Consider the following 24380-nt stretch of genomic DNA (forward strand, 5'->3'; position numbering starts at 1 on the left):
AAACTAGATTATTTAAAAGTAGTTCCACCATCAACTATTAGAGTATGGCCTGTTATCCAATTTGCTTTATCTGAACATAAAAATAAACAAGCTCCAGCTAGATCTTGAGGTTCTCCTATGCGATTTAAGGGGCTAAGATTGATAGTTGCATTTTTTACTTCTTCATAATTAGTAAATGCCTTTAAAGCATCAGTATCAATTGGGCCACCGCTTACTATATTTACACGAATATTTTTAGGACCAAGTTCCGTTGCTGCATAGCGTGCCATAGCTTCTACTGCAGCTTTTGCTGTACCGTGTCCTGCATAGTTTTCTATATGAACTAAATTTCCAGTAGAAGAGATAGAAAGTATACTACCACCACCATTTTTTTCCATTCGTTTTGCTGATTCTTGAGCACCAACTACAAAAGCATTTACCGTAGCTGTAAAAATATTGTTAATACCGCGAGGTTTGAGTTTCATAAATTTAGTATAACCACCTACTACTGCACGACCTGAAATAATAGCGTTGGAAATAAAAAAATCTATTCTATCAAAATCTTGATCTATTTTTTCAAATAAATCCTTATAAGTTTCAGGTTCAAGTATATTAAATTCATAAGCTTTTGCTTTAATTTGATAATTTTTTTCTAAATCTTTTACGATATCTTGTGCTAAATCAGCGTTGGAATTATATGTAAATGCTACATTTGCACCAGCTTTTGCAAATTCATATACTATAGCTTTTCCAATACCTCTTGTTCCACCGCTAATTACTAAAGTTTTATTTTTAAAAAAATTGTCCATTAAAATCCTTCTATATTATAGTTTTTCATAATCGTTTCTATTTTTGTTAAATTGCAATCACTCGGCTTGCAAAGTGGTAATCTATACTCTAAAGTAGGGATTAATCCTGCTACATACATTGCTGCTTTTATAGGTATGGGATTGCTCTCACAAAATAAAATTTTGTTAATGTTGTACAACTCATCGTTAATTTTTTTAGCTTCATTAAATTTTTCATTTAAAGCTAAGTGTGTTAATTTTGAAATCATATCAGGAAGTAGATTTGAAGTAACTGAAATTACACCCTTTCCACCATTGGAAAGTATAGGATAATTAATTGCATCTTCACCACTTAAAAGTATTATTTTTGATTCATGCGCTAATAAATCAACACATTTGTCAATACTCCCACTAGCTTCTTTTACGCCATAAATATTATCGCAATCTCTGAATAATCTAATAATAGTTTCTGTATGCAAATCGCATCCAGTTCTTCCTGGAACATTGTACAAGCAAACTGGGATATCAACACTTTTAGCAATTTCTTTATAGTGAAGATATAATCCTTCTTGAGTTGGTTTGTTGTAATATGGTGTAACACTCAAAATTCCATCAGCTCCATTATCTCTAGCAAATTTAGCTAGTCCTACAGCTTCGTGTGTAGCATTAGATCCAGCTCCAGCTAAAACTTTTACATTGCTATCTTTGCAAGCATCTACGGCTATTTCTATACAAATTCGATGTTCTTCATGTGTAAGAGTAGCACTTTCTCCTGTGGTGCCAACTGGAACAACGGCATTTATCCCATTTTTAACTTGTCTTTTTATAAGTTTGTAGTAAGTTTGTTCGTCTAATTTTCCATTTTTAAATGGTGTAATCAATGCTGTCATTGCACCTATGATGATATTTTCATTCATTTCTCATCCTTTTTTAAAATGATAGTTGTAGATGTATTTGCATTAAAATATTTTTTAGCACAATCTACTAAATCCTGCTTGTTTAATGCATTAATATTTTCTTCATATTTAAGTAAAGGTTTTAAATCACCTTTTGCAAGATAAGATCCGTAGATATTTGCAACGGAGGTAGCATTATTTAATGCAAAAATAATATCACTTTTGACGTTATTTTTAATTTTTTCTAATATTTCATCATCAAATTTGGCATCTTTTATGTCGTTGATGATGTTTAGAAGTTCCTTTTCGACTTCAATTGCGTCAATATTTTCATTACAAATACAGATAAAAATAAATAAATTCTCATCAATACTATCGTTGATATATGCGTAAAATTCATTAATTAAGCCTAATTTATCTACTAAAATTTCGCTAATTAATGAGCTTTTTCCGCTTCCTAAAAAATCACTTAATGCATAAAGTTTAGGTATATCTTCGTGATTAAACGGAGGAATTTTGTACGCTAGGGCTAATAATTGAGTATCATTGTCTTTGTGTAAAATTACGCGTTTAGCGCCATTTTGAATCGGTTCTTTTTCATGGATTTGTGGAATATCTTTGGTATTTTTTATATGATTAAAATGTTTCTTTGCAAGTTTAAAAACTTCATCTTCATCAATATCTCCACTTACGATCAAAATAGCATTTTTAGGTTGATAAAATTTTTGATGAAAATCTTTAATATCGTTTATGGTCCAGTTTTCAATGTCCTCAAAAAATCCTATAGGGGTCCAATGATATGGATGATATGAGAATGCATGATTATATAAATTAAAATATAAATATCCTAAAGGATTATTATCTGTTCGCCATCTTCTTTCTTCTAAAACGACATCTCTTTCAGGTTGAAATTCTTTATCATTTAGATTTAAATTTTGCATTAGTTCGGCAAACAGCCATAAAGATTTATCTAGATTTTCATTAGAACATTTTATGAAATAATGCGTGTAATCAAATCCAGTACTTGCGTTATCTATGCCACCAAAGCCTTTGACGATTTCATCAAATTCTCCAGCTTTTAAATTTTTAGTGCTTTTAAAATTTAAGTGTTCAAGCATATGAGCTATCCCACTTTTACCCATTTTTTCATTTCTTGAGCCAACTTTATAAAAAATATCAACACTAATAACCCCGCTTTTTTTATTGATTGGAAAAGTATAGACATCTAGTTGATTATCAAGAGTTATTTTCTTATATTCAATCATTTAAAATTCACTCCTATGGCTTCAGATATATGATGAAACCCATCTTGTTTTAAAAGTTCAGCTAAACCTTCATTTATGTTTTTAACAACTATTGGACCTTTAAAAATTAAAGCTGTATAAATTTGTATTAAGCTTGCACCATTTTTAATTCGTTCGTATGCAAGTTCAGCACTATCAATACCTCCACTTGCTATAAGAATAGTTTCATTGTATATTTCTTTTGCTACTTCTTTAAAAAAATGTGCGCTTTTTTTAGTAATTAATCTTCCGCTAATACCACCGAAAACTCTTGCATTATCAATTAAAGAGTAATCAATGCTAGTATTTGCCATAATAATAGCATCTGCTTGTGATTTTATCGCATTTTTACATAGTGAAATAGCATTGTCAATGTTCATATCAGGAGCTATTTTTAACATTATAGGTTTATTGGTAATATTTTTTGCTTCTTTAAAGAGTTCATTAACAAATTCTTCGCTTTGTAAATCTCTTAAATTTTTTGTATTAGGAGATGAAATATTAACTACAAAAATATCACATAAATCTTTGAAATCTTTAAATAAAGTTAAATAATCATCTATAGCATTTTCATTAGGAGTATTTTTATTTTTTCCAATATTTGCAACCAAAGGCACACTAAATGGGTAATTTTTTTTGACATTTTGAGTTATAGCATCTTTACCTTTATTGTTAAAACCCATAGCATTTTGTATACTTTCTTGTTCTACTAATCTAAAAAGTCTTGGTTTTTCATTTCCACTTTGAGCTTTTGGAGTAAAAGTTCCATACTCTAAAAAACCAAATCCCATAGCACTTAAAGGTCTAATCATAGTAGCATTTTTATCAAACCCACCAGCTAAGCCAACTGGATTGTAAAATTGCAAATTAAAAATTTTTTGATGGAGTATTTCATCATTAAATACATATTTTTTTGTGAAAAAACTCATTCCACCTGGGAAAATATAATCAAGACCTCGCATACTATACTCTATTAAAGCATGAGCTTTTTCTGGTTCAAGCTTATAAAGTAAAGGTTTTATATTTTCATAACTTATCATTATAACCTCATAAATGTAATTAGTGTTATTTTACTTAAAATTTTATAATCTTTAGTTTTATTAGGAAATTTTTTCATTCTTTTTCACTTTTTGCTTTAATTTTTGATAAATTTCGCAACTTTGTATTAATTCTTCATCGTTTCCAATTGCAGCTATTTTTCCTTTATCAAGTACTGCTATTTTATCTGCATTTTCTATAGTACTCAATCTATGAGCTATAATCAATATAAGATGGTCGTACTTTAAATTCTCTATAGTTTTAACAATAGCTTTTTCACTTTCATTATCAAGCGCTGAAGTAGCTTCATCAAAAATTAAAATTTGAGGATTCTTATACAGAGCTCTCGCTATTGCAATACGTTGTTTTTGACCACCTGATAAATTCTTGCCATGTTCTTTAAGTTCAGCTGTAATTCCTCCAAGTTCTTGAACAAAATCATAAGCATTTGCTTGCTTTAAAACTTCTATAATTCTTTTTTCATCATATTTTTTTGCATAAGCTATGTTTTGTGCGACAGTATCATTGAATATATAAATATTTTGTGTTACTAAAGAAATGTTTTCTCTTAAACTTGTTATATCAAAACAACTTATATCTTGATTATTTATTAAAATTTCTCCGCTATTTTTTTCGTAAAAATACATTAAAAGATTTATAATGGAAGATTTTCCGCCACCACTTGCGCCAACTAAGGCTAAAATCTCTCCTTTGTTAAGATAAAAATTTATATCTTTTAAAACCATTTTATTTTCATAATAACTTAAAGATACATTTTTAAAGTATATACTTTTAATATCTTTTTGTAATTTTTTATTTCCTCCACAAATTTGGGGTTTTAAGTCTAATAGATAAAAAGTTCTTTCACTAGCAGCTACAGCAATTTGTAATTTTGTAAAGAGTGATGAGAGTCTTTTAATCGGGGTATAGGCTAAAAATAGGGCGGTTAAAAAACTAAAAAATGCTCCTATGCTTAGATTTCCATCAATAACTTCTTTTCCACCTACAATAATAACAATAGCAACACCAATTGAACCCATAGTTTCCATAAAAGGACTACTTAAAGCCTCTATTCTAATTCCTTTTAAAGCAAACCGACAAACTTCATTGTTGCTTTTTGTAAATTTATCCATTTCATTTTTATCAGCATTGTGAGCTTTTATAAGCTCTATATTTGAAAAAATTTCACTTAATCTTGAGATTAAATCAGAATTTTTTTCTTGTGTGTTGCGACCTATTTTTTTAATTCTTTTTGCAAATATAGCTAGTGGAATTATTGCCAAAGGAATGACAATTAAGGCAAAAAATGCTAATTTAGGACTTTGATAAATCACCACGCCTAAAAGTCCAATTGTTGTAATGCTTTCTCTTAAAATTTCAGGAATTATACTAGAAACTATACTTTGTAAGGCTCCAATATCTGAAGTGCACCTGCTAATTAATTCCCCGCTTCTATATTTATGAAAAAAATCCATATCTAAGCGCAAGATATTTTGTGTAACAAGCTCTCTTAATCTTCTTAAAATATCCATTCCAACATAAGAAATATAATAAATTTGCATATATGTTCCAAGATTTTTTAAAAAATAGACTACAATAACAAAAAGTGGCATATAATAAAGCAAAGCGGTGTTTTTTTCTATAAAAATTTTATTTAAAATAGGTTCTATTATATATGCACTAGCTGCAGTTCCTCCGCTAGCTAAAAGCATACCTAATATAGCTAGTGTAAAATAAAACCAATATTCTTTATAATAAGGTTTAAAACGTTGTAGTACCTCTTTAAAACTCATCTCCTTGTAATTTTTATCCATTTTTTTCCCATATAACGCCATTGGTTGTGTCCATTAAAACGATATTTTCCTGACTCAATTTATCTCTTATTTGATCAGCCAAAGCATAATTTTTTTCTTTTTTTGCCATATCTCTTAATTTTATTTGTTCTTCAATATAACGACTTTGTGTTTCATTCACACCAAATTGAAAATATTTTATGGTATCAATTTTTCCTATGCCAAAAATAAAACTAATTTCTTCAATGGCTTCATTTAAAGAATTCTTATAAAATTTATCTTTTGAATTTTGATCTAATTTGTTATTACACTCATTAATAAATTCGTCTAAAAGCGCCAATGCTTTAGAGCTATTTAAGTCATCGTTTAAAGCTGTTAATATTTCTTTGGCAATCTGACTTTCGATTTTTGGTTTTTTATCCTTAAAAGCATTTAAATTTAAACGTTTTTTTAAGCGATAAAATTTATCTAATCTCTTTTTTGCTGCTTTTAAATCTTCTAAAGAATAATTAAAATTTGCTCTATAATGAGAGCTTAAAAGATAAAATCTTATAGCTTCTGCGCAAAATATTTTTAAAGAATCTTTTAAGAAGAAACTATTGCCTAAACTTTTACTCATTTTTTCACCATTTATTTGAACAAAACCATTGTGGAGCCAAAAATTTGCTAATTCATAGTTGTTTTTGCAACGACATTGACATGCTTCATTCTCATGATGCGGAAAAAGCAAATCCATGCCACCAGCATGAATATCAAGCTTATTTTTATAAATACTTTCTATCATTACCACACATTCTGTATGCCATCCAGGTCTTCCATTACCAAAATTAGCTGTATAAAATTCATCATCAAATTTCCATAAAACAAAATCGCTTGGATTTTTTTTGATAATATTATCTTCCAAACGAGATTGTGTATCATCTAAATTTCTATTAGAAATACAAAAATATTTTTTATCTTTACTTGTATCAAAATAAATTCCATCATTGAGTTTGTATGCGAAATTTGTATCTAAAAGAATTTGAATATATTCAATCATTTCTTGAATGTATTCTGTGGCTTTTGGTTTGTGTGTTGGTTCTAAGATATTTAAAGCACGCATATCATCTTCATATCTTTTAATATAAAAATTAGTAATATATTCTAAACTTTGATTTTCTTCTTTCATTTTTTTTAAGATTTTATCATCAATATCTGTGTAATTTCTTGTAAAAATAACTTCATAATTATTTGCCATTAATACTCTTCTTAAAAGATCAAAACACACACTGCTTCTTGCGTGCCCTAAATGAGCATCATCATATACAGTGGGTCCACACAGATAAAGATTTACTTTTTTTTCTTCTCGAGAAATAAAAGTGCATTTTTTTTTCAAAACACTATCAAACAATACCATCACAACAATCCTTTTAGAAGATTATAAAAATAAATTAAGCATTGAATTAGTAAGTCTTTAAACTCATATAATAAAAAGGCAAAGATGCTTATAAAAATAACACTTAAAAACCAAAATTTGATTCTAAGTATAGCTAAAAGATTTTTAAATCCAAATTCTTTAAGATTTGCAAAGAGCAAGTAAAATGCGCTAATAGATGAAGCTAAAGCTATCCCTAAACTTTTATATTCTTCTTTTTGTATGAGTATAATAATGACTACACTAAAAAATGCAGAAATAAATAATGTCTTAAAAGCAATGATAGCTGCTGTTTTTTGTTTAAACTTAGCATAAAGCCATAGTGAAAATAATTTTTGCAAACCAAAGGGTAAGAGACCCAAGAGATAGGCTTGAAGTAAAAAAGCTGTAATTTTTGTATCTTCTTGATTAAAATTTCCTCTTTGAAACAAAAATTCAACAATTTCACTGGCTAAAATTATTCCTATTATTGTAGAAAGGAGCAAGAGTATGCTTAGATACTCTAAAGCTTTTTGCATAAATTCTAAAGCTTTTTTTTCTTCTTTTGCCTTTAAATGTTTTAAAATTTTTGGAAAACTTACCTGACTTAATGCTATTGCAAATAAAGCTAATGGGAGTTGAAAAACTCTATTTGAATAATATAAATAAGATATACTTCCAGTAATTAAAAAACTTGCTATAGTTGTATCAAGTAAAGAGCTAAGTTGATTAGCAGATGAGCCTAGAAGACCGTGTATAAAAGTAGAGTGAAAACTAGCAAGTTTAGCTTTAGTTTTTTTTAACTTAATACTAAAATACATACTTTGTATGATTTTAGCATTTCTTAGAGCAAAAATATGCCATATTAATTGTGCAACCCCGCTTAAAACTGTGGCATAAGAAAAATAATACAAAGCTTTTAACGGCTCTTCTTTGTTTACAAAAAATCCAGCTATAACTACAAAGAGATTAAAAAAAGATGCAGAAAAGGATGTAATAAAAAATTTTTGCTTGTAGTTTAATAAAGCACCTAAAAAAGTTACTAAAAAGATAAAAAATAAATACCAAAAATTAATTGATACCAAAGGAGAAGCAAGCAGTATAGTTTCTTTACTAAAACCAAAAGCAAAAATTTTGGTAAAAAATTCGGAAAAAAAACTAATTAAAAGACAAAGTAAAAAAACTATCGTGCTAAATTGAGCTAAAACATTAACACAAAATGCACCTTTGTTATTTGCTTTTAAAAAGCTAGGTAAAAATGCTTGTCCAAAAGCACCTTCTGCAAAAATTCTTCTAAAAAATGCAGGCATTTTCAGTGCAACAAAAAAAATATCACTATAGATTCCAGCACCTAAGTACAATGCTAAAATAATATCTCTTAAAACGCCTAATATTCTAGAAAATAAAATTCCAAAAGCATTAACAATAAAATTTTTAAAAACAATATTTTTTTTCATTAGTTTGTATTCTTTAAATGTTATCTTGTGTATTGTAAAATTATAGATAATTTTAACTAAATTTTGATTTTATTTTCGCTAGAATTAAGATTTAAAATCAAAAAATATTTTTTTTGAAAGTTTATGATAGTTATGGAAGAAAACAAAATTTTATATACTAAAGATCCTTATAAAGATCTCTTATCATACGCTAATACTAATAAAATAGACATAGATAAATTAGACTATAAATTATTAAGTTTTAGTACTTCTTATGCTTTTGACAATCAAACATGGGTAAAAGCAAATGAAAAAGATTTGCAAATTTTTGAAGAAAATGAAAAATTTTTGGATTTAAATTTAAATATACAACAAGAATATAAAATTCAAATTGAAATAAAAGAGAAAATTCCAAGTTCTAAATTTAAAGTAGAATTGAATACTAATGAGTTGGTTACAATTTTATATGCCAATGTAAAAGCTAATGAAAAAATTGTTTATCATGAAAAAATTGCTTTGGAAATTTTTGAAGCTATTTATAAGCAAATGATTAAAGAAGGATTTTTGCTTGGATTTAGAATTTTTGATTTTAAAAAACAAATTATTGAATTTAATACAAAATTAAAAGAAAATAAAATATTTGATTATGAAGTAAAATTCGAAGTTAGCAAAGGGTTAAATCCTCAAAATCCAACAGATGAGGAAATAAAATTTCATTATATTGATAAGCTTAAGCAACACGAAGATATAATGAATAGAAATTACGTTGCTCCTATAGGTAAAGATGAGATAGCTATAGAAAGAATCAAACCCAAAGAAGGTAAAGAGGGCAGGGATTTAAAACTAAAAATTTTAAAATCTTTACCTCCTAAAATAACTAAAGAGCAAGTTAATGTTTCGAATAATTTTAGCATTAAAGAGGATGAAAAAAGTATCCAATATATAGCAAACAAAGATGGTTTTATTATAAATAAAAATTCCATATATGAAATCGAAAATCATCTCGAATTTGATAAAGTTGATTTTAAGAGTACTGGTTCTATTTGGGCTGGCATAGACAAACAAGTTAGTATCGTTGTTAAAAATACTGATTCTTTAGAAGAAGCTGTCGGCTCTAGAATTACTATAGAAGCACAAGAATTAGAAGTAATTGGAAATGTAGCACAAGATGCTGTTTTACGAGCTAAAAAAATTTCACTTCAAGGAAATATGCATCAAAAAAGTAAGATTTACGGTCAAGATGTCGAAGTAGATATTTTAAAGGGTTATTGTGAAGCGACTGATTTTAAAGCACAAAGCCTTGAAAATGGTATTGTTAAGGCAAAGAAAGTTAATATAAAAAAAGCTACTGGAGGAGAAATTATAGCTGATGAAATTTATATAGAAGAGCTTTTTGATAATTGCACTTGTAGTGCGAAAAAGCTCATACATGTAGATAAAATTCAAGGTAGCGGCAATAAAATGTCTATAGAATATACTCAAATTTTTGATCAAAAAGATGAAAATGTGTTGCAAAATTTAGAGTTTGGTAAAATGGAACAAGAAAAAATAAAAAATGAAATGGAAGAAATTAAACATACTATTTCTATAAGCAAAGATTCTGTAAAACTTTTACAACAAAAATCAAAAGAATTTTTAAGTGCGAATAAACCTGTACCTTTAGCATATAAAAATACCATTCGAGACTATAATCAAAAGATAGAACTTTTTAATAATTTGAAAATAAAATTGGATAATTTGCAAGAAAAAGAAGAACAAAATATTGAAAAAATAAAAAGAATTCAAGAAGAATTATTGCAAGCTAAGATCATTAATAAAAGTGGTGAATGGCCTGATTTAAATGAAGTTAAATTTAAAATGTTGCATCCGAATAAAGAGTTGGTTTATGTGCCACATAAGGATGAAAAAATTCAATGTTTAAAAATAGAAAAAATAGGTGAAGATAATCTAACTTATGAAATTCGTGTTTTTTCTAATTACAAGGAATAGCGATGATAGTTGCATTGGAAGGTGAAGTTGCCAAAAAAAATCCTACTTATATTGTTTTAAAAACTGTAAGTGGAGTAAGTTATGGAGTATATGTTTCTTTGTTTTGTTCTAATCAAATTAATCAAAATGGAAAAATAGAGTTGTTAATTACTCAAATAATAAAAGAAGATTCGCATAAACTTTATGGTTTTTTAGATGATAGCGAACAAAAAATGTTTGAACTACTTATTAAAATTAATGGTATCGGTGCTACGACTGCTATGGCTGTGTGTTCTAGTTTGAGTGTTGATGCATTTTACATGGCGTTGAAAAATGCAGATGAAAGTGCATTTAAAAAAGTTCCGGGTATTGGTGCAAAAGGTGCAAAGAGAATTATTACAGAATTAAGTGATGCCAAGATGAATATTAGTAATTGCGATTTAACCCATTCTCAAGCTTTAGCAGCATTAATATCACTAGGATTTAAGCAAGAAAATATTTTAAAAGCGCTGAGTTCTTGTCAAAGTACTGAAACTGGAGAACTTGTCAAAGAAGCATTAAAAAAATTAGCATAAAGGAACATTAATGATATATGGAATTATTTTTGGCGCCAATTCATATGAACACGAGATTAGTATTGTGAGTGCAGTGGTGTTAAAAAAAGTTTTAAAAGAGCAAAAAAAATTTATATTTTGTGACGAAAAAAAAGACTTTTATCTTATAGATGAAAATAAAATGAATGCAAAGGCTTTTAGTAGTGGAATGTATAAAAAAGAAAAGCAACTTATTTTAAAGCAGGGTGGTTTTTTTGTCAAAAATATTTTAAGTGAGAAAAAACTTGAAGTAGATGTGATGATTAATATTATTCATGGAAAAGATGGTGAAGATGGAAAAATTTCTGCTTTATTTGATTTTTATGGAATTAAATATATTGGTCCAAGATTAGAAGCTAGTGTAATATCTTTTAATAAATTTTTCACAAAGCTTTATGCAAAAAGTGTTGGCGTAAAAACGCTTGATTATAAAGTTTTATCTTTACAAAATGAAAATAACGAAGTGAGTTTTCCTTGTATTTTAAAGCCAGCAAGACTTGGAAGTAGTATAGGTATAAGTATAGTAAAAAATGAGGAGGAATTTAAATATGCTAAAGATGTTGCGTATGAATTTGATGATGAAATTGTGGTTGAGCAGTTTATTAGCAATATAAAAGAATACAATCTTGCAGGTTGTATGATAAATGATGAATTTTGTTTTTCTGTGATAGAAGAACCTAAAAAAAATGAAATTTTAGATTTTGAGCAAAAGTATTTGGGATTTTCAGAAAGTAATAAAATCAACGAAGCTAATCTTGATGATAATTTAAAGAAAAAATTAAAAGAAAGTTTTACTAAAATTTATAATCCTTTGTTTAAAGGTGCGTTAATCCGTTGTGATTTTTTTGTGATTGATGATGAGGTTTATTTAAACGAAATAAATCCTAATCCTGGATCATTAGCCAATTATCTTTTTGATGATTTTACAAATACTCTAAACCAACTTGCTCATTATATTGATCTTGAAAAACAAATTAAGATTGATTATAAATTTTTGCATAGCATTAATGGCCAAAAGGGTAAAATGTAATTATGGCTACTTTTAGTAAGGATGAAATTTATACAGCAACTGAAGTGGTAAGAAATTTTAGCACTATCCTTGAAAAAACTAAGAAAAGTGAAAACGGTAGACTGGTTATTGTTAAAAATAATAAATTTGAGGCTGTTTTGCTTAGCTTTGAAGAATATGAGCGTTTGAGTGAAGCTGTTGTGCTTTTGGAAAATATATACAAGCAAAAGGCAAATGATGGCAAAGACTAGAGTATATTCTAATGGCTATTTTTATAATTTGAGTTATGAAATTATAAATCAAAAATGTGATAAAACAATATTAATTTTACATGGCTGGGGAGCCAATAAAGAGTTAATGAAACAAGCATTCCAAGAATATTTAAAAGATTATAAACAAATTTATCTTGATTTGCCAGGTTTTGGAAATTCAAGTATTGATGTGGCTATGGACTCTTATGCCTATACTAAAGTTGTGGAAGATTTTATTAATACAATTGAAGTGAAAGTTGATTTTTTGATGGGTCATTCTTTTGGTGGAAAAATAGCTACTTTAATGTGCAAAGATAATATTTATAAAGGATTAATTTTATTATCTAGCGCAGGAATTGTTTTACCTAAAAGCTTTAAGGTTAAATTTAAAATATCTCTTTTTAAAATTTTAAAACATCTCCCATATAGCGAAATTATAAGAAAATTCTTTATTAGTAAGGATGCGCAAGGTATGAATGAAATTATGTATGAAACATTTAAAAAAGTAGTAAATGAAAATATAGAAAGTGAATTTCAAAATTTAAAAAGTCCTGTTTTAATTTTTTGGGGTGATGAGGACAAAGCAACTCCATTAAAAAGTGGGGCTATTATTCATTCTTTAGCAAAAAAAGGGAAATTCTATTCTCTAAAAGGGGATCATTTCTTTTTCTTACAACACGCTGAATTTATCAGTGAAAAAATTAATGTAGAGCTTAATACAAATGCTTGAAATTATTTCTTTTTTAGGTTTAAATTTCATTATAGGTTTTTATTTAATTTTAACGTTGCAATGGTATTCTTATAAATTCAGTAGAATCTTGTTTCATTTTGCCAAGCCCCTTTGGCATATATATTTTATTGTATTTCCTTATTTATCATTTTTAGTATCATTATATTTTAATGAATATATGTTTTTTTTATTAACATTTTTATTTTTGATAATTTATGGATCTTATTTATATAAAAAGTTAGATAAAAAATTAATTTTTACAGCTAGAGTGAAGCGTTTTTTTGTCTGTTTGTTTTTATTTAGTTTGTTGTTTTTATTAGAGAATTATTTTTTAGGATTAGAAGCTTTAGCTTGTGCATTTTTGTGTAGTTTTTTAGTGGAAAAATTAAATCAATTGTATTTTATTAAAAAAGCAAAAAATAAGATTTTAAAAAATACTGATTTGAAAATTATTTTAATAACAGCAAGTTTTGGTAAGACAAGTATTAAAAATTTTTTATATGAAATCTTAAAAGATCAATACAAATGCCACAAAACTCCAAGGAGTGTTAATACTCTTTTAGGTATTGTAAAAGATATTAATGAGAATTTAGATATATCAACTCAAATTTATATTGTTGAAGCTGGAGCTAGAAAAAGAAATGATATTTTGGAAATTACTCAATTTTTAAATCCACAATTTTGCATTATTGGAGAAATTGGATTGGCTCATCTTGAATATTTCAAGACTCAAGAGAATATACGACAAACTAAATTGGAAGCATTGAAATCAAATCGTTTAGAAAAATATTTTTTACATTCCAGTACTTTATATAAAGATGAATTTTATGACAATTTCTTAAGCGATATTGAAGCTAATTTAGATGGATTAAAATTCAAAATGAATTTTAATGGAGAAAGTTATACTTTCCATACGTCTTTATTAGGGGCCTTTAATGCTTATAATTTAAGTGCTTGTATATCTATGGCGTATTTTTTGAAAATTGATATAAAGCATCTTATAAAAAGTGTTTCAAATTTAAAAGCAGTAGAGCATCGCTTGCAAATTATTTCTAGAAAACCAAAATTTATTATAGATGATGGTTTTAATGGTAATTTTAAAGGCATGAGTCAAAGTTATGAGCTTTGTAAGAGTTATCAAGGTAGGAGAGTTTTAGTAACTCCTGGTATAGTTGAAGTAAATCACGATGAAAATATTAAACTGTGTAAAATCATCAATGAATGTTTTGATTTTGTGATTATTACTTCAGAAATAAATAGTGCCATCTTAAAAAAGCATATTGTATTGGAAAATATTGTTTTAAAAGATAAAAATCAGTTGATAAAAATTTTAGCTGAATCTACAAAAGATAATGATCTAATATTATTTTCAAACGATGCACCTAATTTCATGTAATTTATCTAGAATTTTAAAATGGCCAAATAGTTTCCATGAATTTGGTACCCCAAGGTTTGCGTGTAGATTTGTCTATATCACCCTCTGTTTTATATAAAATTTTAGCATCTGCTATATATTTACTATCTATCATATTATCTTGAGAAATATCATAAGGTCTGATGACTCCACTTAGTTGGATGATTTGCTTTTCTCCATTAATTAAAAGCTCACGACTCCCTTCTATAAAATAATTTCCATTAGATAATACTTTTATAACCCTAGCTGAAATTGTTGTTTGAAAATTTTCACTTCTTGTTTGAGAACCCGTACCTTGGTATTGTGAATTACTCGTTGTGGTATAACCTACATTTGCATAGTCATTAATTAGATCCTTAACTTGACTAAGACCTGGTCCTGTAGAAATTTGTCCACCACCCAAATTTACATTATTGTTTTTATTGGTTGTTTTTGAGCCTTGAGAATTCTGTGTGGCATTTTCTCTAATTACTACTGTAACAAGATCGTTTACATTCATAGCTTTTTTATCTGAAAACAAAGGATTATCTCCTCTTCCAAAAAGAGATCCAGGATTATTTTGTACATTATTATTTTGTTTTGGAGCAAGTTCTTCTACATATGCTGGTGGTTTCATATTAATGTGCGGATCTACTGTAGCACTACATCCAATCATTACTAAAGGTAACACAGATATAATAATATTTGTAAATTTCATAAATTATAACCTTATCTTAGTGTGATGAATTTTAAAATTATTATATTACAAAAAAACAATTAATTTACTAAAAAGAGGAAAAAAATGCTTTCAGCTTTTATTTTAAATTATGATGAAAAATTAATTTTTGATCATATAAAACAAGCAAATGATAAGATTATATTTTATTTTCCAGTTTTAAATGAAACAATAAAATCTAATTTAGAGAAGTTGTGTTTAAAATATTGTGTGGAATTTAAATATTTTTATAGTTTTAAAGGTGAAGAATATCAATTACAAATGATAAATCATTCAAATGATTTTTTTAAAAAAATTATAGAAGATTTTGAGGTAAATTGCCCGCATGATTATTTTTCTATTATTATAGGCGTAGATCATTATGGATTGATGGGTGATTTGAATTTAAATATCATGTTGGCTAAAGAATTAAATTCTCCTTTATATGCAAAAACAAACGATGATTATGATATTTTAAATTTTTTATTGAAAAAAAAATTAGATCATTTTGTCTTATTGAAAAATGAAGAAAATTTTACGCTGGCTAAACCTTATGCTTATAAAACTCAAGCAAGATTTTCTCATGAGCTTTTTAAAAAAGCTAAATCAAATAAACAAACTATAGTCTTACCTGAAAGTTTTGATGAAAGAATTTTAAGAGCGAGTGAATTTTTGATGCAAAATGATTTAGTTGATTTGATTTTACTTGGAGACAGTAATGAAATTTTATCAAAAGCTAATTCAATAAATGTTAATTTAGATGGTGTTCGTATTATAAATCCAAAAAATTCCCAATATAATGAAGAATTTGAAGATATATTATATGAAACAAGAAAAGCAAAAGGTATGACTAAAGAAAAAGCTAAAGAGTTGGTTCAAGATATTACTTATTTTGGAACATTATTAGTTCATACTAATAAAGCTCATGCTATGGTAAGTGGAGCCAGTACAACTACTGCTGATACCATACGTCCTGCTTTGCAACTTATTAAAACTAAAGATGGGGTGAGTTCAGTTTCTGGCGTATTTTTTATGTCTTTAGAAGATCAAGTTTTTGTTTTTGCTGATTGTGCTGTTGTGCCAAATCCTACTCCTGAACAACTCGCTGAGATTGCTTATACTAGTGCAAATAGCGCAAGATCTTTTGGAATAGAACCTAGTGTTGCCTTACTTTCTTACTCCAGTGGAAATAGTGGAAGTGGAATTAGTGTTGATGTGGTAAAAGAGGCAGTAAAAATTGTTAAAGATAAATATCCGCAATTTTTAGTTGATGGACCTATACAATTTGATGCAGCAATAGATCCATTAACTGCTAAGAGTAAAATGCCAAATTCTAAGGTGGCAGGGCATGCTAATGTATTTATATTCCCAGATTTAAATGCTGCAAATATATGTTACAAAGCTGTACAAAGAACAGCAAAATCTTTGGCTATAGGACCTATTTTGCAGGGATTGAAAAAACCTATTAATGATTTAAGTAGAGGTTGTTTAGTTGAAGATATTATTAATACTGTTGTATTAAGTGCAATACAAGCACAAGAATAAGGAGAAAAATGAAAATTTTAGTTTTAAATTCAGGTTCATCTTCAATTAAGTTTAAGCTTTTTGATGGTGATAAAGCAGTAGCTTCTGGTTTGGTTGAAAAAATAGGTGAGCAAAAATCTAAAGTTGAGTTAAAAGATCTTAAAACTTTGCAAAAATTTCAGCAAGAATTGCCAATTAAAAATCATGAAGATGGAATGAAGCTTGTCAATGAATTATTTGCTGAAAGTGGAATATTGCACGATTTAAATGAGCTTGATGGCTGTGGACATAGAATCGTTCATGGTGGTTCAAGATTAACTAAACACTGTTTGGTTGATGATGATATTTTAAAAGAAATTGAAAGAATTGCCCATATGGCTCCTTTACATAATCCTGCGCATTTAATCGGGATTAAAACGATGATGAATACAGCTAAAGATGTTCCAAATGTAACTGTTTTTGATACAGCTTTTCATCAAAGTATGCCAGATTATGCATATATGTATGCATTACCGTATGAATATTATGAAAAACATAAGGTGAGAAAATATGGTTTTCATGGTACTTCGCATTCTTATGTAAGTAAAAAAGCTGCACAAATATTAAATAAAGATATTAATTCTTTTAATGCAATTAGTGCTCATCTTGGAAATGGAGCTAGTGTTTGTGCTATAAAAAATGGTAAATGCATAGATACTTCTATGGGTTTTACCCCGTTAGAAGGATTAATTATGGGGACTAGATGTGGCGATATTGATCCTGCATTATTACCTTTTTTAGCTAATGAATTAAATATAGATATTAAAGAATTAGATACTATTATGAATAAAAAAAGCGGTGTGTATGGCATTTGTGGTTTTAATGATTTTAGAGATATAGATACACAAATAGGCTTAGGCAATGATAAGGCAAGATTAGCTTTTGATATGTTTTGTTATAGATTAATTAAATATATAGGTTCTTACTATGCAATATTGCCACAAGTTGATGCTTTGATTTTTACAGCCGGCATAGGAGAAAATGATTGCAAGGTAAGGCAGGGTATATGTCAAAAACTTGAACACTTAGGTTTTGTAATTGATACTGATGTTAATCAAAATTCAAGAAGTGGGGTAATTAGTAAAAAAGGATCTAAGATAGATATTTTAGTTGTTCCTACAGATGAAGAATTAGAGATTGCAAAGATTACATCAGATATTTTAAATAACCTTGGAATTTAAAAATCCAAGGTTACTAATTTTAAAAATTAAAAAGCTGGTAAAACAGATCCGTCGTACTTTTGATTAATGAAATCTTTTACTTTTTGACTTTGGATACTTTCAACTAAAGCTTTGATTTTTGCATCATTTTCATGCCCTTCTTTTACAACAAGTATATTAACATAAGGGCTTTGACCATCTTCTATCAATATACTGTCTTTAGCGGGATTTAAATTTGCTGATAATGCATAATTTGAATTGATGATTGCAAAATCAACATCATCTAAAGCTCTTGGAAGTTGAGCTGCTTTTAATTCTACAAATTTAATATTTTTTGGATTGTCTGTAATATCTAATGGAGTTTTTAAGGCATTATCTTTAAATTTAACTAATCCTTTTCTTTCGATAATATCTAAGGCTCTACTTTCATTAGTTGGATCGTTGGGAACAGCTATGGTAGCTCCATCTTTCAAATCATCAATGCTTTTAAATTTTTTAGAATAAACTGCCATTGGCTCAATATGAACTCCTGCAATTTTTACTAGCTTTGTTCCTTTATTTTTGTTAAATTCTTCTAAATAAGGAGTGTGTTGAAAAAAATTTGCATCAATTTCACCACCATCAACAGCTAGATTTGGTAAAACATAATCGGTAAATTCTTTAATTTCTAACTTGTAACCTTTTTGTTCTAAATCGGGTTTAATTTGCTCTAAAATTTGTGCATGAGGAACCGGACTAGCGGCAATTGTAATAATCTCATTAGCAAATAAACTTGCACCTAAAAATGCATTAATAGCAAGAAATTTTAATAACTTCATTTTTACTCCTTTAAAAAATTTAAGATTTTTGATTATATTGTAGAAATATTAATAAAATAATATAAATTTATTTTTGTTTATTTTTATAGTCTTTGAATATTTTTTTTAACTGTTTTATAAATATGAAATATCCTCCTTTGTACCAATTTTTTTGTGCATAAATAAGTCTTTTTCCAATTTTATATGAATATGATTGTTTGTTTTTTAAGCCTTCTGTAGAGTAATCTTCATAATGTTTTAGTGGTGGTAGTTTTAAATGAGGATTTGTTTTTAAATCCCGTTGAAATTTTTTTGCTAGAGTTTTATGTTGACGGTATATTTGAAATAAAGTATATGGGAGAATAAATAACCTTTTTTTATTATTCATAGCTTCTATAAAAGCATAACCTAATTTATAAGAAAGGTGGTATTTAATCCTATATCGAGATTGCTTTGTATCAGCGTTAAATATTCCATCATATTTACTTCCTCCAAGTTGTTGCCATTGTTCATAATATCTTTGCCATTGTGGCCAAGTTTTGTTACAAAGCAAACTATTCCAAAATCTACTATTTGTACCACTTGCATGAACTATAGAAGCATTTTGCATGGTATTGGTTAGATAATGAGTGCTTCCTGTATATTTATCTTTTAAATCTTTTACTTTTAAATGATGTTTAAAAACCATCAAAGAAAATACACCTTGATCTTGTAGATTATCATTATTTTGAGATAAATAAGAATAAATAAAATTATAATATTTTAAAGGATGTTTTATATTGTCTGTAAAAACTAAAATTCCCGTTTGATAAGTATGCTTATTTGGACAGTTTGTCTCAGAAGGTAGTGCTACTTTGAGTAAAGTTTTCCCTAATCTTGCTCCAAGATGATAGTTTTGTTCTTTAAGTTTAAATAACTCACTAATATCTTTTAAAAGTAAAACGTCAAAATCAATATAAATAATGCACTGACATTCATTTAGAAATTTAAATGCTTCAAATCTAGCAAAAGCCATATGTGTCCATCTTTGAATAAAAAACAAATTGGATATATCCTCTTTTTGTTCTGTTTGCTTGCATTGATTTTTGATTGCTTTTGTAAAATTTTCTTGTGTAAATAATATAAACTTAATTTGTTTATTTTGCACAATATTTTTCATAATTTTTTGATCTTCAAGAGAAAAACCATCGTGAAGTATATAAAATATATCTATTTTTTTACTCATTAAATCCATGAGGTTAATGAGTAAAGTTCCTATGGTAAAGCTTGAATTTTTTGTAGCAGCTAGTAAAATACCTAGTTTGTTTTTCATAAAATTATCTTTTTGTAATTTTGTAAAGTAAATTTCCTATTAATTGTATAATTTGTACCAAAATAATCAAAACAACAACTGTTTGAATCATTATTTGTGTATTAAATCTTTCATAGCCATAGCGTATAGCTATATCACCTAAACCACCTCCACCAACTGTACCTGCCATAGCAGAAAAACCTATGACTACTATTAAAATCATTGTTGTACCATTAATTATATTTGGTAATGCTTCATTAAGCATAACTTTGAATATTATTTGCATTTTACTTGCGCCATAAGATCTTGCTGCTTCGATGATACCAGGATCAATTTCTTTAAAAGCACTTTCTATCATTTTTGCTAAATATGGTGCAATACCTATAGTTAATGGAACTATTATAGCAGTTGTTCCAATACTCATACCTACGATATATTTAGTAAGAGGGCTTAAAACTATGATTAAGATTAAAAAAGGAAAAGATCTTAAAATATTGATAATGAAATCAAGCACGCTATAAATACTCTTATTTTCATACAGACCACCTTTGTCTGTAATTGTTAGAATAATAGCTGGAATAATGGCAATCAAAAAAGCTAAAAATATTGAAACAAAACTCATATATAAAGTTTCAAGCAAAGCTGGATAAAGTATATTTTCAAAATTATTTAAAATGATTTCTAAATTCATACAAGCTCCCAAATTACACCATTTTCTTGTAAATATTGCAATACATCGTTTTGATTTTGATGAGCGATGTTAATTACTAAATTTCCCAAGGCATTTTCATTTAATTTTTCTATTTTTCCCCATACTATATTAAAATCAATATTTAATGTTCTAGCCATATGGGTTATAATACATTGATTAGCTTTTTCTCTACAAAAATAAAGTCTAATGTTGACACCATTTTGTGGTAAAAATTCACTTTCTCCTAAAAATTCACGCATTTTTTCATTAGGTTTTAAAAATAATTCTTCAACTTTACCTTTTCCTATAATCTGTCCATGATCTAGTAAAACTGCTTTGTGTGCTATTTGTTTGACAGCTTCCATTTCGTGGGTTACTAAAACAACGCTGATGCCAAATTCTTTGTTAATTTTAGCAATAAGTTCTAAAATATTATTTGTAGTACTTGGATCTAATGCTGAAGTTGCTTCATCACTTAATAAAATTTGAGGATTTAAAGCTAAAGCTCTTGCTATGGCTACCCTTTGTTTTTGTCCACCACTGAGTTCTTTTGGGTATGCCTTGATCTTAGATGATAATCCAACAATATCTAAAAGTTCCTTAACTCTTTTACTAATAGTATGTTTTGAAAAACCATGAATTTCTAGAGGCATAGCAATATTTTCAAAAACATTTTTTCTGCTCATTAATGCAAAATGTTGAAAAATCATACCGATATTTTTTCTAAATTCTCTTAATTCTTTTTCTTTGAGATTTTGAATTTCTTTTCCAAAAACTTTTACACTACCATATTGGTAAGTTTCTAATCCATTAATACATCTTAAAATAGTTGATTTTCCTGCACCACTATGTCCAACTAAAGCATAAATTTCACCTTTGGCAATTTCCAATGACACATCATTAATTATTAACTCTTCACCGTAATATTTTTTTAAATTTTGTATATTTATCACCAGTTAGCCTTTTAAATGTGAAATTTCTTCATAAATTTTATCAAGCTGTGATTTTATATTACTTAATTGAACTTTATTTTGTTCTACCACCTGACTTGGTGCATTTGCAATAAATTTTTCATTTTGCATCATACTATTTAATTTATTAAAATCTTTTTCTAATTTGTTTTTTTGATTATTTAAACGATTTAATATACCACTTAAATCTAGATCTTGAGTTGGAATAAAAATTTCCAAATTTTCACTTACATCTCTAATGGCTTGCTTTATGTTATTATCTGTAAAGTGAATTTCTTCACATTTTGCAAGTGTGATAATAAAATTAGAATAATCTTTTACCTTATTTTCCAAAGTTGAATCGTTTAATTTTATATAAGCTTTTTGAATTTTTGCATTACCAAGTTCTATTAAGGTTTTTGCGCGACGTATAGAAATTATACTTTCAATGATAATATTAAATAACTCTTCTATATCTTTATTTTGAGTATGAAATATAGGATATTTTGTAATCATTATAGAATCATGGGTGTGGATTGAAGTTTTGCTTAATTCATGATATAAATATTCGCTAATAAAAGGCATAAAAGGATTTAAAAGTTTCAATGCTTCTTTAAAAATACTTCCAAGTTCTTTAATGCTTGATTTTTCAGCTTTGCTAAGCTCAATACCCCAATCACAAAATTCATCCCAAAAAAATCTATATAAAGTGTTAGCTGCATCATTAAAACGATAGTTATCTAAATTTTCTCTCACTTCTTTTACACAAATATTAAAGCGAGAATAAATATATTGTGCTAAATTTGATTTTATATTCTTAGGGTTTAAATCTTCGAAACTTTCTTCATTTAAAAGTAAAAATTTACTCGCATTGTAAAGTTTATTGGTAAAGTTTCTAACTTGTAATAATTTGTCATTACTTAATTTAATGTCTCTTCCTTGTATAGCAAGTAAAGCTAAGGTAAAGCGTAAAATATCTGAACTATATTCTTCAATACTTTCTACAGGATCTATAACATTGCCTAAAGATTTACTCATTTTTCTTCCTTGTTCATCTTTTACAAGTGCATGCAAATAAATATCTTTAAAAGGTAAATCTCCTAATGCATTAGTGCTTTGAAACATCATTCTAGCAACCCAAAAAAATAAAATATCAAAGCCAGTAATTAATAAAGAATTGGGATAAAAATTTTTTAAATCATCATCGTTCCAAAGTGTATTTTTGCCCCAATCTTTATTACCCCATCCCAGAGTACTCATAGCCCAAAGACCTGAAGAAAACCAAGTGTCTAGTACATCAGGATCTTGTTTAAAATTTTTACCTTGACATTTTGGGCAACATTGTGGATTTTCTTCACTAGCCCATTCATGTGAACATTCACAATAATACACAGGAATTTGATGTCCCCACCAAAGTTGTCTTGATATACACCAATTTCTTAAGTCTTTCATCCATGCGTTGAAACTATTAATCCAGTGCGATGGATAAAATTTACTACCACCAAGATTAACCTTTTGAATACTTTCCTTGGCTATATCATTTTTTACAAACCATTGCTTTGAAATATAAGGCTCAACTATATTTTTACAACGATAACAATATCCTACTTGATTGATATAATCTTCTATTTTTTCAATAAATCCTTGTTCTTGTAAGTAAGTCACAATTTCGTTTCTAGCTTCTAATCTTTCTTTGCCTTGAAAATTTAAACAATGATGATTTAAAATACCTTTTTCATCAAATATCGTAATAAATTCTAGCTTATGTTTTAAACCTACTTCATAATCGTTGATATCGTGAGCCGGAGTTACCTTTACAACACCTGTTCCAAAATTCATATCAACATATTCATCAGCAATAATTTTTACACTGCGATTTAGTAAAGGTAATTCTACTTCTTTTCCAATTAAGTGTTTGTAACGTTGATCATTAGGATTTACCATGATAGCACTATCGCCAAAATAAGTTTCAGGTCTTGTGGTAGCTATAATTAAATACTCTTTAGAATTTTTAATAAAATATCGTAAATGATATAACTTACCTTGATTTTCTTTGTGTTCAACTTCAATATCACTCAAAGCTCCATCGTGTGTACACCAATTTACCATATAATTATCGCGAACTATGAGTTTTTTATTGTATAGGTCTACAAAGGCTTTTTTGACTGCATTAACCAAACCTTCATCCATGGTAAAGCGCAAACGACTCCAAGCCGGTGTGATGCCTAGTATTCTCATTTGTTTAACTATGGTTCCACCGCTTTGTTCTTTCCACTCCCAAACTTTCTTAATAAATTCTTCTCTACCTAATTTTTCTTTTGTAATGCCTTGAGTTAGAAGCTGTTTTTCTACTACATTTTGTGTAGCAATACCTGCATGATCAAGCCCTGGCTGATATAAAGTTTTATACCCATCCATTCTTTTGTATCTAGTTGTAATATCTTGCAAAGTACAAGTAAGAGCATGACCTATATGTAAAACACCAGTGACGTTAGGTGGTGGCATCATAATACAAAAGTATTTATCTTTTTGCTGAATTTTTTTATTGCCATCAATTTCAAAATATCCACGTTCTTCACAAATAGTATAATACTCTTTTTCGAGTGATTTGTCATACATAGTTACCCACCTCAAGGAAAAATAAGATTTATTATGTTAGCTTA

20 protein-coding genes and 1 pseudogene are annotated in these 24380 nt (G+C 27.7%); 8 read left to right on the top strand and 13 right to left on the bottom strand.

The window, feature by feature from the left end; genetic code table 11:
* Nucleotides 1–8: 8 nt before the first annotated feature.
* The 7 genes from CINS_RS02990 to murJ form a co-directional block, all read right to left on the bottom strand.
* On the bottom strand, nt 9–788 hold the full coding sequence (locus CINS_RS02990) for an enoyl-ACP reductase (protein ID WP_039649718.1): 780 nt from the start codon (nt 786–788) through the stop codon (nt 9–11).
* Nucleotides 788–1684 (bottom strand): 4-hydroxy-tetrahydrodipicolinate synthase, encoded by an 897-nt coding sequence (dapA, locus tag CINS_RS02995; RefSeq protein WP_039649719.1) that lies wholly within the window; start codon nt 1682–1684, stop codon nt 788–790. Before dapA ends, CINS_RS02990 begins: the two co-directional genes overlap by 1 nt.
* On the bottom strand, nt 1681–2928 hold the full coding sequence (locus CINS_RS03000; RefSeq protein ID WP_039649721.1) for a M16 family metallopeptidase: 1248 nt from the start codon (nt 2926–2928) through the stop codon (nt 1681–1683). Before CINS_RS03000 ends, dapA begins: the two co-directional genes overlap by 4 nt.
* The gene (locus CINS_RS03005) at nt 2925–3983 is read right to left on the bottom strand and encodes a quinone-dependent dihydroorotate dehydrogenase (RefSeq protein ID WP_039651333.1); all 1059 of its coding nucleotides are present in this window, start codon (nt 3981–3983) and stop codon (nt 2925–2927) included. The genes CINS_RS03000 and CINS_RS03005 overlap by 4 nt, the downstream gene beginning before the upstream one ends.
* Before the next feature lie 63 nt (nt 3984–4046).
* Nucleotides 4047–5798, bottom strand: a complete 1752-nt coding sequence (locus CINS_RS03010) for an ABC transporter ATP-binding protein (RefSeq protein ID WP_039649723.1) — start codon at nt 5796–5798, stop codon at nt 4047–4049.
* Nucleotides 5791–7173 (bottom strand): cysteine--tRNA ligase, encoded by a 1383-nt coding sequence (gene cysS, locus CINS_RS03015; RefSeq protein WP_039649724.1) that lies wholly within the window; start codon nt 7171–7173, stop codon nt 5791–5793. Before cysS ends, CINS_RS03010 begins: the two co-directional genes overlap by 8 nt.
* Complete coding sequence (gene murJ, locus CINS_RS03020) at nt 7173–8627, bottom strand: murein biosynthesis integral membrane protein MurJ (RefSeq protein ID WP_039649726.1); 1455 nt, start codon at nt 8625–8627, stop codon at nt 7173–7175. The genes cysS and murJ overlap by 1 nt, the downstream gene beginning before the upstream one ends.
* 132 nt (nt 8628–8759) lie before the next feature.
* On the opposite strand from murJ, the gene CINS_RS03025 reads away from it, so the two are divergent.
* Genes CINS_RS03025 through CINS_RS03050 form a run of 6 tightly spaced genes read left to right on the top strand, consistent with a single transcriptional unit; the run spans nt 8760 to nt 14553 of the window.
* Entirely contained in the window at nt 8760–10595 is a 1836-nt protein-coding gene (locus CINS_RS03025) for a DUF342 domain-containing protein (protein ID WP_039649728.1), read from the top strand.
* A gap of 2 nt (nt 10596–10597) precedes the next feature.
* Nucleotides 10598–11149, top strand: coding sequence for a Holliday junction branch migration protein RuvA (gene ruvA, locus CINS_RS03030; protein ID WP_039649730.1), 552 nt, complete (start codon nt 10598–10600; stop codon nt 11147–11149).
* Between the two features lie 10 nt (nt 11150–11159).
* Nucleotides 11160–12197 carry a D-alanine--D-alanine ligase gene (locus CINS_RS03035; protein ID WP_039649732.1) on the top strand — a complete coding sequence of 346 codons (1038 nt, stop codon included), beginning with the start codon at nt 11160–11162 and terminating at the stop codon, nt 12195–12197.
* Between the two features lie 2 nt (nt 12198–12199).
* On the top strand, nt 12200–12427 hold the full coding sequence (locus CINS_RS03040; protein ID WP_039649734.1) for a type II toxin-antitoxin system Phd/YefM family antitoxin: 228 nt from the start codon (nt 12200–12202) through the stop codon (nt 12425–12427).
* Entirely contained in the window at nt 12414–13157 is a 744-nt protein-coding gene (locus CINS_RS03045) for an alpha/beta fold hydrolase (RefSeq protein ID WP_039649736.1), read from the top strand. Before CINS_RS03040 ends, CINS_RS03045 begins: the two co-directional genes overlap by 14 nt.
* Entirely contained in the window at nt 13150–14553 is a 1404-nt protein-coding gene (locus CINS_RS03050; protein ID WP_039649737.1) for a Mur ligase family protein, read from the top strand. Before CINS_RS03045 ends, CINS_RS03050 begins: the two co-directional genes overlap by 8 nt.
* 13 nt (nt 14554–14566) lie before the next feature.
* Here the strand turns inward: CINS_RS03050 and flgH are convergent, their stop codons facing one another.
* Nucleotides 14567–15268, bottom strand: coding sequence for a flagellar basal body L-ring protein FlgH (gene flgH / locus CINS_RS03055; protein ID WP_039649739.1), 702 nt, complete (start codon nt 15266–15268; stop codon nt 14567–14569).
* An 84-nt stretch (nt 15269–15352) separates the two neighbouring features.
* Here flgH and pta point away from each other — a divergent pair, with 84 nt between their 5' ends.
* On the top strand, nt 15353–16810 hold the full coding sequence (pta, locus tag CINS_RS03060) for a phosphate acetyltransferase (RefSeq protein WP_039649741.1): 1458 nt from the start codon (nt 15353–15355) through the stop codon (nt 16808–16810).
* Between the two features lie 8 nt (nt 16811–16818).
* The gene (locus tag CINS_RS03065; protein ID WP_039649743.1) at nt 16819–18009 is read left to right on the top strand and encodes an acetate kinase; all 1191 of its coding nucleotides are present in this window, start codon (nt 16819–16821) and stop codon (nt 18007–18009) included.
* 26 nt (nt 18010–18035) lie between these two features.
* Here CINS_RS03065 and CINS_RS03070 read toward each other — a convergent pair whose 3' ends face one another.
* The 5 genes and pseudogenes from CINS_RS03070 to CINS_RS03090 form a co-directional block, all read right to left on the bottom strand.
* Nucleotides 18036–18806, bottom strand: coding sequence for a MetQ/NlpA family ABC transporter substrate-binding protein (locus CINS_RS03070; RefSeq protein ID WP_039649745.1), 771 nt, complete (start codon nt 18804–18806; stop codon nt 18036–18038).
* A gap of 67 nt (nt 18807–18873) precedes the next feature.
* Nucleotides 18874–20097, bottom strand: coding sequence for a glycosyltransferase (locus tag CINS_RS07800; RefSeq protein WP_052251957.1), 1224 nt, complete (start codon nt 20095–20097; stop codon nt 18874–18876).
* A 10-nt stretch (nt 20098–20107) separates the two neighbouring features.
* Nucleotides 20108–20743 (bottom strand): annotated as a pseudogene (locus CINS_RS07805) (methionine ABC transporter permease); the annotation flags it as partial.
* 20 nt (nt 20744–20763) lie between these two features.
* On the bottom strand, nt 20764–21720 hold the full coding sequence (locus CINS_RS03085; RefSeq protein WP_039649747.1) for a methionine ABC transporter ATP-binding protein: 957 nt from the start codon (nt 21718–21720) through the stop codon (nt 20764–20766).
* 3 nt (nt 21721–21723) lie between these two features.
* Nucleotides 21724–24336, bottom strand: coding sequence for a valine--tRNA ligase (locus CINS_RS03090; protein WP_039649749.1), 2613 nt, complete (start codon nt 24334–24336; stop codon nt 21724–21726).
* Between the last annotated feature and the right edge of the window lie 44 nt (nt 24337–24380).

Source organism: Campylobacter insulaenigrae NCTC 12927 (assembly GCF_000816185.1).
GTDB classification, from domain to species: domain Bacteria; phylum Campylobacterota; class Campylobacteria; order Campylobacterales; family Campylobacteraceae; genus Campylobacter_D; species Campylobacter_D insulaenigrae.